A 14,324-nucleotide genomic window follows, 5' to 3' on the forward strand; every position below is an offset into this window, starting at 1 on the left:
CGAATGCGGGCTGGACAGTAACTCAAGGAAAGACTTTCCATCCCGGATTTTTAAGTCGTCAAACGCCGCGTCTGGCCGGAGACGTTTTTCTTGATGTACTTTTTGGAGATCAAAATGAACTTTATTATCTGGATAGTGGTAGGCGGCCTTCTGGGCTGGGTAGCAAGCATGATCATGCGTACCGACGCACAACAAGGGATGTTCCTGAACGTTGTTGTTGGCATCATCGGCGCGTTGCTGGGCGGTTGGTTGCTCGCCCCTCTGTTTGGCACTGGCACCATTAACCAGAACGACTTCTCCATTAGCTCGCTGCTGGTTTCGTTGCTTGGCGCCGTGATCCTGCTGGCCATTGTCAACCTGTTCCGCCGCGGCAGCCCACGCTAAATACGGAGGAATCGTTGATCTTCGGAAGAATACCCATCGGCTGGCTGGTCCGCCGATGGGTTATCCCTTCCGAATGCATTGCCACCTCTTTTCCAAGCCTTTCCCCGTTTCTCCCCCTTCCCTTTCGTTTTTCACATCTGACTGTTTTGTTCCAGGCAGCCAAATGACGCCGGTCGGAACGTTGAGCGCGTAGACGCCGCTATGGCCGTTGACGCACAACTCTCCGGCGAGCATGCAGTGGCGACAGTGCAATAAGCATCGAAAGTGCCGCTTTTGTAGGGTGGAATACCCCGCAGGAGCATTGCACGATTGGTCGATCTGCCAAGGCGGCCGACATGGCGATCCGGGAATACGACCGACCGCGCAATGCCCTTCGGGTATTGCGCCCTACAAAGGCGGCAAACGTTGCGATTGCATTTGAAGTACGCGCAGCGACAGTTGCCGTTGCCGTTGCCGTTGCCGTTGCAGTGAAATCCCGTTGAGCGCGCCGTGTCAGCGGTGCCCGGGGCGGATAAGGTGCGGCGTCTGTCTGAGTGGAGCGAGTTTAGCCGCGCCCGCTCCGGGTACCGCTGACACGGGCACCCCGCGCAGCGGGGCGCGATCACCGGGTCGCCTTTTCTTGCCTACTTCTTTTGGCGAAGCAAAAGAAGTAGGTCGCCTGCCGGGGCGAACACCCGGCTTGGTCATGACGACAGTGCAGTGGGCTTGTTTCACCCGGCGTAAAGACGTCACTGCGAAGCAGCAGTTGCTTTTGAAGTTCGCAGTTCGCAGTTCGCAGTTCGCAGTTCGCAGTTCGCAGTTCGCAGTTCGCAGTTCGCAGTTCGCAGTTCGCAGTTCGCAGTTCGCAGTTCGCAGTTCGCAGTTCGCAGTTCGCAGTTCGCAGTTCGCAGTTCGCAGTTCGCAGTTCGCAGCGTAACGGCAAACGTCAAAGACAACGACGACAGTGCTGCCCGCGCCTCGCCGGGTGACGCGATGCGCTTGCACTGCCGTGGAGACAAGCCGGGAGTCCGTCCCGGCGGCCGGCTTACTTTTTTGCTCCGCCAAAAAAGTAAGCAAAAAAGGCGGCCCCGATGATCGCGCCTGCTGACGCAGGGTTCCCGTGTCGGCGGTGCCCCGAGCGGGGCGCGGCTAAACTCGCTACGCTACGCTGCGCTCAAACAGACGCCGCACCTTTTTCCGCTCGGGGCACCGCCGACACGGCGCGCTCAACGGGGATTTGAAAAGCAACTGCAAAGGCAAAGGCAAAGGCAAAGGCAAAGGCAACTGTCGCTGCGCGCAACTGCAACTGCAACTGCAACTGCAACTGCAGCCGCAACTGCGAGCGCTGCAGCCTGCCAGCGCCCAGGCACACCCTACCTCACCCCCGCTTCTGCGCCTCCTCCGCATACAGCTCCTTCTTAGACAACTTCCCTACCGGCGTTTTCGGCAAGGCCTCCCTGATTTCCAGCGCCTGCACCATCTCATGCTTGCCCAGGCGGGACTTGAGGAAAGCCTGCAACGCTTCCAGGCTGAAGCCTTCAGCCCCCTGCTTCAGCGTGACGAAGGCCTTGGGCGACTGGCCGCGGTAGGCGTCGGGCACGCCGATCACGCTCACCTCCGACACCGACGGATGCTCGTAGATGGCCTCCTCCACCACCCGTGGATAAACGTTGTAGCCGCTGCACAAAATCATGTCCTTGGTACGGTCGACGATGTAGACATAGCCGTCCTGGTCCATGTAGCCGACGTCGCCGGTGCGGAAGAAGCCGTCGCTCGTCATCGACTCGGCAGTCGCCTCCGGCTTGTTCCAGTAACCCTTCATCACGTTCGGCCCCTTGATGCACAACTCGCCGCGCTCGCCCTGCGCCACGGTCTGCTCGGGATCGTCGACGCTGATGAACTTCATCGTCACGCCTACCGTCGGCAGGCCGCAGGAACCGGCCCGCTGCGGCGCATGGGCCGGGGTGAAGGTGCCGGTGGGCGAGGTCTCGGTCATGCCCCAGCCTTCCAGCAGGCTGCAGCCGGTGGCCTGCTGGAAGCGCTGGTTGACTTCCACCGGCAGCGGCGCGCCGCCCGAGCCGCAGAACTTCAGCGCGCTCAGGTCATACTTGCCGGCGTCGGGATGGTTGAGGATGGCGGTGTACATGGTCGGCACGCCGGGGAACACGGTGATCTTCTTGGCCGCCAGGTCCTTGAGCACCGCGTCGGCATCGAAGCGGGTGTGCAGCACGATTTCCGCGCCCAGGCGCAGGCCGAACAGCATGTCCACCGTCAGCGCATAGATATGGAACAGCGGCAGCACCGCCAGCACCCTTTCCTTGCCCTCCTCCAGCACGCGCGGCTCGCCGCTGACGATGGCCATGATCTGGGCGACCGCCGAGCTCAGGTTGGCATGGGTCAGCATCGCGCCCTTGGGCAGGCCGGTGGTGCCGCCGGTATACTGCAGCACCGCGACCGCATCATGCAGGTCGGCCGGCATGGCATGGCGCTCAAAGCGGCCGTCATTGTCGAGCAGGGCCGAGAACGGCATCTGCATGTCGTTGGCCTCTACCTCGGCCAGCATGCCGGCGCCCTGCAGATGCGCGCGCACCGCCTGGGGATGGGCGCTCATTTCGTCCAGGCTGCCGACCACCAGCTTCTTCAGGCGGCTCTTGCCCATCAGGCCGCGCATCTGCGGATACAGCGCGGCCAGGTCCAGCGTCACCATAATGTCGCTGCGGCTGTCCTCGACCTTGTGCTCCAGCACCTTGGCCGCGTCCAGCGGCGAGTAGTTGACCACGGTGCCGCCGGCCTTCAATACGCCGAAGAAGGCGATCACGTAGTGCGGCGTGTTGGGCAGGAACAGGCCGACATGCACGCCGGGTTTGACGCCCAGTTTCTGGAAGCCGGCCGCGGCACGGCCGGTCAGTTCCTGCAGCTCGCGGTAGCTGGTCTTCCTGCCCATGAATTCCAGCGCGGTGTGCTCCGGCCAGCGCGCGGCGGCGTCGTCGAGGATCTGCTGCACCGGCATCGCCGGCAACGGCGCATCCCATTGCACGCCGGGGGGATAGGACTTGATCCAGGGGTGTTGATGCATTCTGTTGTCTCCGTGTAGGTATTCCGGGATTGGCGGCATTCTTCGGATGCCTGTTGTGCCAGGGACAAGCTTAACTCAAGCGGCCGAATGCAAAAAGGCGAAATGCCCTGTACGCCAGGCGCTGCCGCGGCAGGCCTGGCGTACAGGGCATCCTCATGCCTTCTGCGTCACCGGCGACAGGCGTCAATGCGCCTTCATCGCGGCCTTGTGCCGGGCCAGTTCCAGCCGGCCGATCTGGTTGCGGTGCACTTCATCCGGGCCGTCGGCAATGCGCAGCGAGCGCGCGCCGGCATAGGCCGGAGCCAGGAAGGGATCGGTCATGCCGCCGCCGCCCTGTGCCTGGATCGCCCAGTCGATCACGCGGCAGGCCATGTTGGGCGCGGCCACCTTGATCATCGCGATCTCCTTGGCGGCGGCCTTGTTGCCCAACGTGTCCATCATCTGCGCCGCGTTCAGCACCAGGAAGCGGGCCTGGTCGATGTCGATGCGGGCCTCGGCGATGCGCTCCAGGGTCACGCCCTGCTCCGCCACCGGACGGCCGAAGGCCACCCGCGACAGGGTGCGCTTGCACATCTGGTCCAGCGCGCGCTCGGCCAGGCCGATCAGGCGCATGCAGTGGTGGATGCGGCCCGGTCCCAGGCGGCCCTGGGCGATCTCGAAGCCGCGCCCCTCGCCCAGCAGGATGTTGGACACCGGCACCCGCACGTTCTCGAACACGGTCTCGGCATGGCCATGCGGCGCATCGTCGAAGCCGAACACCGGCAGATGGCGGGCGATGGTCACGCCCGGCGTGTCGCGCGGCACGATGATCATCGACTGCTGCTTGTGGCGGTCGGGATTGTCGGGGTCGGTCTTGCCCATGAAGATGAAGACCTTGCAGCGCGGGTCGTTGGCGCCGGACGACCACCACTTGCGGCCGTTGATCACATACTCGTCGCCATCGCGCTCGATGCGGGCCTCGATATTGGTGGCGTCCGACGATGCCACCGCCGGCTCGGTCATGGCGAAGCAGGAGCGGATCTCGCCGGCCAGCAGCGGCGCCAGCCATTGCTTCTGGTGTTCCTCGGTGCCGTAGCGGGCCAGCACTTCCATGTTGCCGGTGTCGGGCGCGCTGCAGTTGAAGACTTCGGGCGACCAGATCGCGCGGCCCATGATCTCGCACAGCGGCGCGTATTCCAGGTTGGTCAGGCCGGCGCCATGGCGCGACTCCGGCAGGAACAGGTTCCACAGGCCGGCGTCGCGTGCCTTGTGCTTCAGCTCCTCGATCACGCGGGTCGGCTGCCAGGCATTGCCGTTCCGGCGGTTGGTGTCCACTTCGTCGAAATAGCGCTGCTCATTCGGAAACACATGCTCGTCCATGAAGGCCAACAGACGGGACTGCAGGTCCTTCACCTTGTCGCTGTACTGGAAATCCATCTGGTGCTCCTTGCGTGACTGGGGGTTGTAATGGTTGAACCGGCTTAACTGCAGAGATAGCCGCCGTCGACGTTCAGCGCCGCGCCGGTGGTATAGCTGGCCGCGTCGGAAGCCAGGTACAGCACCGCGCCGGCCATCTCGGAAGGCTCGGCCACGCGCCGCATCGGAATGCGCGACAGCGCCTGTTCCAGGATCACCGGGTTGTGGAACAGGGCCGAGGCGAACTTGGTATCGGTCGCGCCCGGCAGCAGCGCATTGACCCGCACCTTCTGCGGCGCGCATTCGCGCGCAAAGGCTTTGGTCATCGAGATCACGGCCGCCTTGGTGATGGAATAGATGCCCTGCTGCGCGCCGGGCGTGACGCCATTGACCGAGGCCACGTTGACGATGCTGCCGCCGCCATTCCTGGCCATGAGCTTCGCCGCCGCCGACGACATGAAGAAGTAGCCGCGGATGTTGACGTCCACCGTCTTCTGGAAGGCGCCGACATCGGTTTCGGTGATATGGCCGAAATGCGGGTTGGTGGCGGCATTGTTGATCAGGATGTCGATGCGGCCGTGCCTGGCCTCCAGGTCGGCGAACAGCTTGTCGATCTGGGCCATCTCGCCGATATGGCAGGCATAGGCCTCGGCATTGCCGCCCTCTTCGCGGATCGATGCCGCCACCGCCTCGCAGGCATCCTGCTTGCGGCTCGACACGATCACATGCGCGCCCTGCGCCGCCAGCAGCCGGGCAATGCCCTCGCCGATGCCGCGCGATGCGCCGGTGACCAGGGCGATCTTGCCGGTCAGGTCGAATGGATTATTTGGGTTCATGCGTGTCTCCTCGTGGTGTCTGTCTTATCGGTAGGTGATGGACTTCTTCTCGCCCAGCAGCTCCAGGTGGGCATAGCTGTTCATGGTGCTCAGCGTCACATGGCCGGGGCGGTACAGCAGGCGGGTGACGGCGGCATTGACCAGGGTCCAGTTCAGCTTGGCCATGCGCTCGTCGGACAGGCCCAGCAGCTGCTGGCACAGCGTGGCAATGGTGCCGCCGGAGGTGAAGACCACGATGCGCTGCGAGGCGCCGGCGCCGTCCACCAGGCGCTGCAACGCGGCCAGCACCCGCTGGCGGAACATCGGCCAGGTCTCGGCGTATTCATGGTCATGGCTGCCATCCATCCAGCGCGACATCGATTCCTCGAACAGGCGCTGGTAGACCTCCTTGGCATTGTCGGTCTCGAGGAAGAACTGCTTGACCGCGATCGGGTCGACGAAGTCCGGCCGGTGGCGCTGCAGCACCTCGCGGTGGTCGTATTCATTGAAGCCGGCGTCGGTTACCCAAGTCGTGGCGGGATAAGGCTGCGGCAGTTGCGTGAGGCAAGCTTCCGCGGTCTGGCGGTGCCGCTCCATGTCGCCCGTGACCACCTGGTCGAACTGCACGCCGCAGTCGGCAAACCATTTGCCCAGCAGCCTGCCCTGTTCCATGCCGAGTTCGGACAGCTGGTCATAGTTTTCCTTGCCGAAGGAAGCCTGACCGTGCCGCACCAGATAAATCTGTCCCATGACTGCCTCTGCTCATGTTGCGATGCAAACCATGGTACAGAGTCGATTACAATCGATCAAATGAATACGGATAATCAACCTCCATCAATATGATGCATATATCCAGGGTCGACCTGAACCTTTTCATCGTCTTCGACGCCATTTATACCGAAGGCAGCGTGACCCGCGCCAGCGCCAAGCTGAACCTGACCCAGCCGGCCATCAGCCATGCGCTGGGCCGGCTGCGCACCATGTTCGGCGACCCCCTCTTCGTGCGCAAGGGGCACCTGATGGTGTCGACGCCGCTGGCGCGCAGCATCATCGAGCCGGTGCGGCAGTCGCTGCGCGGCTTCGAGGTCACCCTGAACAAGCTCAACCGCTTCGACCCGGCCAGCACCGAGAAGCAGTTCACGCTGGCGCTGCGCGACGTGCTGGAAGCCACCGTGCTGCCGCCGCTGATGACGGCGATGGACCGCGACGCGCCGAAGGCCCGGGTGGCCGCGGTGCAGGTCGACCGGCGCGAACTGGAAGGCGAGCTTCAGGCCGGCACCCTGGACTGCGCGATCGACGTGCTGCTGCCGCTGGGCGACGACATCCGGCATACCCGCATCCTGGCCGACCGCACGCTGGTGGTGGCGCGGCGCGGCCATCCGCGGCTGCAGGGCGGCATCACGCTGGAGCAGTACCTGGCCGAAGACCATGTGCTGGCCAGCTCGCGCCGCAAGGGGCCGGGCATCGAGGACTTCGAACTCAGCCGCCTGGGCATGCAGAGGAACATCCGCCTGCGCTGCCAGCATTATTTCGCCGCCTGCCGCGTGGTCAGCCAGACCGACCTGATCCTGACCATGCCGGAACGCTATGCCCGCGTGGCCAACCAGCAGTTCGACAACCAGCTGCTGCCGCTGCCGATCGGCATGCCGGCATGGGATGTGTATATGTACTGGCATGCGAATGTCGAGGACGATCCGGCCAACCGCTGGCTGCGCGACAAGCTGGTTGCAGCGGTAGCGGGCTGAGAAAAGGTTGCGGGTGCCCTTGGACATGCCAGCAATGGCTGCTTCAACCGCTGCCTGGCATTCCGCCAGCGCGAACTGTCGAGTACTAAATATGAATTTTACATGCAACTTTTACAACGTTGAGGGATTGTCGGGCTGATGCCGTCGGGCATCGGCAGGCACAGCTCTTGCACAAGGAGGTCTCATCAGGTTGTTGTCCATATAACAATAGGTTGACCACCACATGACTCTGAGCAAAACCAGCATCCTGTTTTCCGCCAGCATCCTGGCACTGGCATTGATGCCACCCGGCGTACATGCCGCCGACCCGGCCGTCAATGACGGCAACTGGCCGATGGCGGCCAAGGACCATGCCAACACCCGCTACAGCAGCCTGAACCAGATCACCGCCAGCAATGTGAAGGACCTCAAGCCGGCCTTCACCTTTTCCACCGGCGTGCTGCGCGGCCATGAGGGCGCGCCCCTGGTGGTGGGCGACACAATGTACATCGTCGCGCCCTACCCCAACTACCTGTACGCGCTGGACCTGAAGCAGCCGGGTGCGCCGATGAAATGGCGCTTCGAGCCCAAGCCCAATGCCAGCTCCCAGGGTGTGGCCTGCTGCGACGTGGTCAATCGCGGCGCTGCCTATAGCGACGGCCGCATCTTCTTCAACACGCTCGACAACCAGACCATCGCGGTAGACGCCAAGAGCGGCAAGGAAGTCTGGCGCGCCAAATTGGGCGACATCAATGCCGGCGAAACCATCACGATGGCGCCGCTGGTGGTGAAGGGCCGTGTCCTTGTCGGCAACAGCGGCGGCGAGATGGGCGTGCGTGGCTGGCTGACGGCGCTCGACGCCGCCACCGGCAAGCAGGTCTGGCGCGCCTACAGCACCGGCCCCGACCGCGACGTGCTGATCGGCGAGAGCTACAAGCCGTATTACGCGCAGGACCGCGGCAAGGACCTGGGCGTGTCGAGCTGGCCTGGCGGCGCCTGGAAGATCGGCGGCGGCAATGTCTGGGGCTTCGTCTCCTACGACGCCGAAACCGACCTGGTCTATTACGGCACCGGCAATCCCGGACCGTGGAACCCGGAGCAGCGGCCTGGCGCCAACAAGTTCACCTCCGGCATCTTCGCCCGCAAGCCCGACACCGGCCAGGCTGCCTGGTTCTACCAGATGAGCCCCCATGACCTGCATGACTACGATGGGGTGAACGAGAACGTGCTGGTGGACCTGACCATCGACGGCGCGCAGCGCAAGGTGCTGCTGCATCCGGACCGAAACGGCTATCTCTACATGATGGACCGGCGCAACGGCCAGGTGCTGTCGGCCACGCCCTATGTACACATCACCACCAGCGAAGGCGTGGACCTGCAGACCGGCGCGCTGAAGTACGACACGAAAACCGAGCCGCGTGCCGGCGAGGTGGTGCGCAATATCTGCCCGGCCTCGCCCGGCGGCAAGGACTGGCAGCCATCGGCCTGGTCGCCGCGCACCCAACTGCTGTATCTGCCGCACCAGAACCTGTGCCAGGACGCGGCCACGTCCCAGGCCAGCTATATCGCCGGCACGCCCTATGTCGGCGCGGACATCAAGATGCACCCGGGCCCGGGCGGCCACCGCGGCGAGTTCAGCGCCTGGGACCCGGTGCGCAACACGAAAGCCTGGAGCATCAAGGAAAATTTCCCGGTCTGGAGCGGCGCGCTGGCAACCGCGGGCGATGTGGTGTTCTACGGCACGCTGGAAGGCTGGTTCAAGGCGGTGGACGCGAAGGATGGCAGGCTGCTGTGGCAATTCAAGACCGGCTCGGGCATCATCGGCCAGCCGATCAGCTATCGCGGCCCGGATGGCAAACAGTACATCGCCGTGCTGTCCGGCGTGGGCGGCTGGGCCGGCGCCATCGTCGCCGGCGGCCTGGATGCGCGGGACGGCACGGCGGCCAACGGCATGGTCAATGCGACGGCAGATCTTCCCCAGCAAACCGGCATGGGCGGCATGCTCTATGTCTTCGCGCTTCCTTAACCCGCGGGCGCCTGCCCTGTGCCTGCTGCTGGCCGTGGCCACCGTGCCGAGCGCCGGCGCTACCGATCTGCCCGGCGCGGGGCGCGTGCTGGGCGTATGCGCCGACCCGGACAACCTGCCCTATTCGCATCAGGATGAAAGCGGTTTCGAGAACCGCATTGCGGCCATCGTGGCCTCCGAGCTCGGCGCATCGCTGCAGTACGAGTGGCAGCCAATGCGCAGGGGTTTCGTCCGGAAGACCATGGGCACGGGCCGCTGCGATGTCTTCATCGGCGTGCCGGCAGGCTTCGAGCGGGTGCTGACCACGCAAGCCTATTACCGTTCCTCCTATGTCTTCGTCTGGCGCCGCGGCGAGGATGGGCCGCGCAGTTTCGCGGACCCGCGCATTGCCAGGGAGCGCATCGGCGTGCAACTGGTGGGCAACGACATGGCGGCCACCCCGCCGGGCCATGCGCTGGCCCGCGCCGGCGCGCTGTCGAATGTGGTCGGCTACCCGGTCTATGGCGACGGGCCGGCCGCCCGGCGCATGGTCGATGCGCTGGCCAGCCATGACATCGCCTGCGCCCTGTTGTGGGGGCCGCAGGCGGGCTACTTCGCCAGGCGCGCGGCAGTCCCCATGGAGATTGCGGTGGCCCATGCGCCAGCCGGCCTGGAGGCGCCTTTCGAGTTCTCCATCGCGATGGGCGTGGCTCGCGGCAATGCCGCGCTGCGTGACGAACTCGACGCTGTGCTGCGGCACCGCCGTAACGACATCGACGCGGTGCTGGCGCAGTATGCCGTCCCCCGCACCGACCTCGGCCAGGAGAACCCGCGATGAATCTGCCATTTGTCCAGCGCCTGTGCGCCTGCGTTGTGCTGCTTGCCCTGCTACCGGGCTGCTATCGGGAACAGCGGCCGCTGCCGGGTGCGCCGGCGACCGCCTCGCCGACCGATCCCTTGCGCCTGAGCGGACTGCAGCCGGGCGAGCCCAGGGCCAGCGCCACGGCAAGCAATCCGTTTGAGGAAAACGCCTACGCGGCGTCGCAGGGCAAACGCCTGTTCAAGCAGTACAACTGCGCCGGCTGCCACGGCGGCGGCGGCGGCGGCGGCATGGGTCCGCCCCTGATGGACGACAAGTGGATCTATGGCCAGGACTCGGCCAACATCTATGCCACGATCGTCCAGGGCCGGCCAAACGGCATGCCGTCATTCGGCGGCCACATACCGGAAGAGCAACTATGGCAACTGGTTGCCTACGTGCGCTCGCTGAGCGGGCAGTTGAGTTCAGCCGTTGCCCCTGCGCGCGGCGACAGCCTCAGTCCCGGCAAGGCCGAGCAACGGCGCGAGAAGGAAGAGCCCAAGGAGGGAGGGCAGCCGCAGCAGGCGCAATGACCATGAAAGCCCCCTTCTTCCTGCCCTTCCTGCTGCATGCGGCCACGGCCGCGGCGGCGCCGTCGCAGAACGCGCTGCGGCCGGCCGGCATCCAGGCCGAACGCATCCATGACCTGTGGCTGCTGACGGTGGCCATCTGTTCGCTGGTGTTCGTCGCCGTGCTGGTGGCGCTGCTGCTGGCGCTGTGGCGCTCGGGCCGCAGCGACGCCACCACGGCGCCCGACGTTGCCTCGCTGGCCGCGCCCGAGCCGAAGTTGAAGCGCAGCGTGCTGCTGGCGGTCGGCGCCTCGATTGCGCTGCTGTTCGTGCTGATCGTCGCCGACTTCCAGACCGACCGCCTGCTAGGCCGCATGCCACTGTCCGACGCGGTGCATATCGAGGTCACCGCGCATCAATGGTGGTGGGAAGCCCGCTACAACGACCCCGAGCCCGGCAAGATCTTCAATACCGCCAACGAGCTGCATATCCCGGTTGGTCGCCCGGTGATCATGACCCTGAAAAGCAGCGACGTGATCCACACCTTCTGGCTGCCCAACCTGCACGGCAAGAAGGACATGATCCCGGGCCGCACCTCGCTGATCCGGCTGCGCGCCGACCAGGCCGGCACCTATCGCGGCCAGTGCGCCGAGTTCTGCGGCCTGGAGCACGCGATGATGGCCTTCCTCGTCACAGCCGAGCCGAATGACCGCTATGAAGCCTGGGCCGATGCCCAGCGCCGGGAAGCGTCGAATGTATTGAGCGCGCGGGAAAGCCGCGGCCGGCAGGTCTTCATGGAGCGCAGCTGCGTGATGTGCCACACGGTACAGGGCAGCGGCGCCAATGCCGTGTTCGGGCCTGACCTGACCCATGTGGCCAGCCGCCAGACGCTGGCCTCCGGCGTGCTGCCCAACAACCGCCAGCAGATGGCTGCCTGGGTCACCCAGCCGCAAAAGGTCAAGCCTGGCACCAATATGCCGGCCACCGCATTGTCAGGCGAGGAGCTGGAGGCGCTGCTGGATTACCTGGGCACACTGAAATGACGACCATCACCACACCCACATCCACGCCCGCCGGCCAGCGCGACAGCGCGCGGCGGCTGGAAGAGACATGGCGCGACCCGCCCGGCCTGTACGGCTGGTTCGCCGCCATCAACCACAAGACCATCGCGGTGCGCTTCATGCTCACCACCTTCGGCTTCTTCGTCGCCGGCGGCGTGCTGGCGCTGATCATGCGGCTGCAGCTGGCGCGTCCGGAAAACAACCTCGTCGGCCCCGACTTCTACAACCAGCTCTTCACCATGCACGGCACCACGATGATGTTCCTGTTCGCGGTGCCGGTGATGCAGGCGGTCGGCTCCTATCTGGTGCCGCTGATGCTGGGCGCGCGCAGCCTGGCCTTCCCGCGCATGAATGCCTTCGCCTACTGGATCTTCCTGTTCGGCGGCCTGATGCTGTATGCCGCCTTCCTGCTCGACATCGGCCCCGACGCCGGCTGGTTCGCCTATGTGCCGCTGGCCGGCCCCGATTACTCGCCCGGCAAGCGGGTCGACTTCTGGGCCCAGCTGATTACCTTCACCGAGCTGTCGGGCCTGCTGGAAGCGGTGATCCTGATCACCACCATCTTCAAGATGCGCGCGCCCGGCATGACGCTGAACCGCATGCCGCTGTATGTGTGGACCATGCTGGTGACGTCCTTCATGGTGCTGTTCGCCATGCCTTCGGTGATGCTGGCCAGCACCGCGCTCATCACCGACCGGCTGGTGGGCACCCATTTCTACAATCCGGCCGAGGGCGGCGACGCGCTGCTCTGGCAGCACCTGTTCTGGTTCTTCGGCCATCCGGAGGTTTACCTGATCTTCATTCCGCCGCTGGGATTCATGTCCTCCATCATCGCCACCTTCTCCCGCCGGCCCGTCTACGGCTATCCGGCCATGGTGCTGGCCGTGATCGCCACTGCCTTCCTCGCCTTCGGCCTGTGGGTCCATCACATGTACGCCACCAACATCCCGGAACTGGGCAAGAGCTTCTTCACCGCCTCCAGCGCCATGATCGCGATACCGACCGCGATCCAGATCTTCTGCTGGATCGCCACGCTCTGGACCGGCAGGCTCAACTTCAAGACGCCGCTGCTGTTTGCGCTCGGCTTTTTCTTCATCCTGACCCTGGGCGGCCTGACCGGCGTGATCCTGGCCTCGGTGGCGCTGGACCTGCAGGTGCATGACACCTATTTCGTGGTGGCGCACCTGCATTACGTGCTGATCGGCGGCGCGGTGTTTCCGCTGTTTGGCGCCTTCTATTACTGGTTCCCCAAGTTCACCGGCCGGCTGCTGGGCGAGACGCTGGGCAAATGGAATTTCTGGCTGTTCTTCATCGGCTTCAATGTCAGCTTCTTTCCGATGCACCTGCTGGGGCTGGCCGGCATGCCGCGCCGGGTCTGGACCTATCCGGCCGGCATGGGCTGGGACCAGATGAACCTGGCCGCCACCGTGGGCGGCGTGATGATCGCCGCAAGCGTGCTGCTGTTCATCATCAATGTGCTCAAGAGCCGCCGCCACGGCGTGCCGGCCGGACCCAATCCTTGGGGCGCGGGCACGCTGGAATGGGGCACCGACTCGCCGCCGCCGGCCGGAAACTTCGTTGCGCCGCCCGTGTGCGGCGGCCGCTATCCGCTGTGGGAGCCGGACGGCGTGCCTGCGCATGTCACCGGCCTGGCGGACGACAGGCGCGAGATCCTTGTCACCACGCTGATGGACGCGGTGCCGGACCTGCGGCCGACCATGCCATCGCCCAGCATCTGGCCATTCCTCAGTGCGATCGCGGTGACGATCCTGTTCATCGGCAGCATCTTTACGCCATGGGCCGTGGTCTGGGGCGCAGTGCCGGTCGCCATCGGCCTGACGCTGTGGTTCTGGCCGAGGAAGAAGGAAACCCGGAGAAACGTCGTCAGCGAGGTGCATCCATGAAGCCAGCCATGCATGGGCCGGGCAGGCTGGACGTGAGCGCCCTTCCCACCTTCGGCTTCGGCCATCGCAGCCTGATGTGGTGGGGCACCTTCGGCCTGATGCTGATCGAGGGCATGATCTTCGCGCTCACCATCGCCGCCTATTTCTACCTGCGCAGCCATTCGGTCACCTGGCCGATGAATGCGGCGCCGCCGGACCTGCTGTGGGGCACGGCCAATACCGCGGTGCTGCTGGCAAGCATGCTGCCCAATCATCTTGCCAAGCAGGCCGCCGAGAAACTGGACCTCAAACAGGTGCGCCTCTGGATGTTGGCATGCCTGCTGTTCTCGCTGGTCTTCCTGGGTATCCGCGTGCTGGAATTCGCCAGCCTCAATACCCGCTGGGACAGCCAGGCCTATGGCTCGGTGGTATGGATGCTGATGGCGCTGCACACCACGCATCTGGTTACCGACGCCTACGACAGCGCGGTGCTGACCGTGCTGATGTTCACCGGCCCGCTGGAAGGAAGGCGTTACGTGGATGTCAGCGAAAACGCGATGTACTGGTACTTCGTGGTGCTGAGCTGGCTGCCGATCTATGCGGTGATCTACTGGGCGCCGCGCTTCTGAGCAAA

13 protein-coding genes are annotated in these 14,324 nt (G+C 64.8%); 8 read left to right on the forward strand and 5 right to left on the reverse strand.

Annotated features, from left to right (window positions below):
- Positions 1–114 precede the first annotated feature (114 nt).
- The gene (locus KTQ42_RS11145) at positions 115–384 is read left to right on the forward strand and encodes a GlsB/YeaQ/YmgE family stress response membrane protein (protein ID WP_194711649.1); all 270 of its coding nucleotides are present in this window, start codon (positions 115–117) and stop codon (positions 382–384) included.
- Between the two features lie 1,153 nt (positions 385–1,537).
- Here the strand turns inward: KTQ42_RS11145 and KTQ42_RS11150 are convergent.
- From KTQ42_RS11150 to KTQ42_RS11170, 5 genes are all read right to left on the reverse strand, one after another.
- Positions 1,538–1,699, reverse strand: a complete 162-nt coding sequence (locus tag KTQ42_RS11150; RefSeq protein WP_217345562.1) for a hypothetical protein — start codon at positions 1,697–1,699, stop codon at positions 1,538–1,540.
- A 42-nt stretch (positions 1,700–1,741) separates the two neighbouring features.
- On the reverse strand, positions 1,742–3,439 hold the full coding sequence (locus KTQ42_RS11155) for a long-chain fatty acid--CoA ligase (RefSeq protein WP_217345563.1): 1,698 nt from the start codon (positions 3,437–3,439) through the stop codon (positions 1,742–1,744).
- A 183-nt stretch (positions 3,440–3,622) separates the two neighbouring features.
- Complete coding sequence (locus tag KTQ42_RS11160) at positions 3,623–4,855, reverse strand: acyl-CoA dehydrogenase family protein (RefSeq protein ID WP_217345564.1); 1,233 nt, start codon at positions 4,853–4,855, stop codon at positions 3,623–3,625.
- A gap of 44 nt (positions 4,856–4,899) precedes the next feature.
- Positions 4,900–5,670: an SDR family oxidoreductase gene (locus tag KTQ42_RS11165; RefSeq protein WP_217345565.1), complete on the reverse strand. Its 771-nt coding sequence runs from the start codon at positions 5,668–5,670 to the stop codon at positions 4,900–4,902.
- Between the two features lie 24 nt (positions 5,671–5,694).
- Positions 5,695–6,399 (reverse strand): histidine phosphatase family protein, encoded by a 705-nt coding sequence (locus KTQ42_RS11170; protein ID WP_217345566.1) that lies wholly within the window; start codon positions 6,397–6,399, stop codon positions 5,695–5,697.
- Between the two features lie 92 nt (positions 6,400–6,491).
- Between KTQ42_RS11170 and KTQ42_RS11175 the strand changes: the two genes are divergently transcribed.
- From KTQ42_RS11175 to KTQ42_RS11205, 7 genes are all read left to right on the forward strand, one after another.
- Positions 6,492–7,394 carry a LysR family transcriptional regulator gene (locus tag KTQ42_RS11175; RefSeq protein ID WP_217346918.1) on the forward strand — a complete coding sequence of 301 codons (903 nt, stop codon included), beginning with the start codon at positions 6,492–6,494 and terminating at the stop codon, positions 7,392–7,394.
- 223 nt (positions 7,395–7,617) lie between these two features.
- On the forward strand, positions 7,618–9,399 hold the full coding sequence (locus tag KTQ42_RS11180; protein ID WP_217345567.1) for a methanol/ethanol family PQQ-dependent dehydrogenase: 1,782 nt from the start codon (positions 7,618–7,620) through the stop codon (positions 9,397–9,399).
- The gene (locus KTQ42_RS11185) at positions 9,380–10,216 is read left to right on the forward strand and encodes a quinoprotein dehydrogenase-associated putative ABC transporter substrate-binding protein (protein WP_217345568.1); all 837 of its coding nucleotides are present in this window, start codon (positions 9,380–9,382) and stop codon (positions 10,214–10,216) included. Before KTQ42_RS11180 ends, KTQ42_RS11185 begins: the two co-directional genes overlap by 20 nt.
- On the forward strand, positions 10,213–10,770 hold the full coding sequence (locus KTQ42_RS11190) for a c-type cytochrome (protein ID WP_217345569.1): 558 nt from the start codon (positions 10,213–10,215) through the stop codon (positions 10,768–10,770). Before KTQ42_RS11185 ends, KTQ42_RS11190 begins: the two co-directional genes overlap by 4 nt.
- Complete coding sequence (gene coxB / locus KTQ42_RS11195) at positions 10,767–11,789, forward strand: cytochrome c oxidase subunit II (RefSeq protein ID WP_249222725.1); 1,023 nt, start codon at positions 10,767–10,769, stop codon at positions 11,787–11,789. Before KTQ42_RS11190 ends, coxB begins: the two co-directional genes overlap by 4 nt.
- Positions 11,786–13,711 (forward strand): cytochrome c oxidase subunit I, encoded by a 1,926-nt coding sequence (gene ctaD, locus KTQ42_RS11200; protein WP_217345570.1) that lies wholly within the window; start codon positions 11,786–11,788, stop codon positions 13,709–13,711. Before coxB ends, ctaD begins: the two co-directional genes overlap by 4 nt.
- Positions 13,708–14,319, forward strand: a complete 612-nt coding sequence (locus KTQ42_RS11205; RefSeq protein ID WP_249222726.1) for a cytochrome c oxidase subunit 3 — start codon at positions 13,708–13,710, stop codon at positions 14,317–14,319. Before ctaD ends, KTQ42_RS11205 begins: the two co-directional genes overlap by 4 nt.
- Positions 14,320–14,324 lie beyond the last annotated feature (5 nt).

It is taken from the genome of Noviherbaspirillum sp. L7-7A, assembly GCF_019052805.1.
GTDB lineage: Bacteria > Pseudomonadota > Gammaproteobacteria > Burkholderiales > Burkholderiaceae_D > Noviherbaspirillum_A.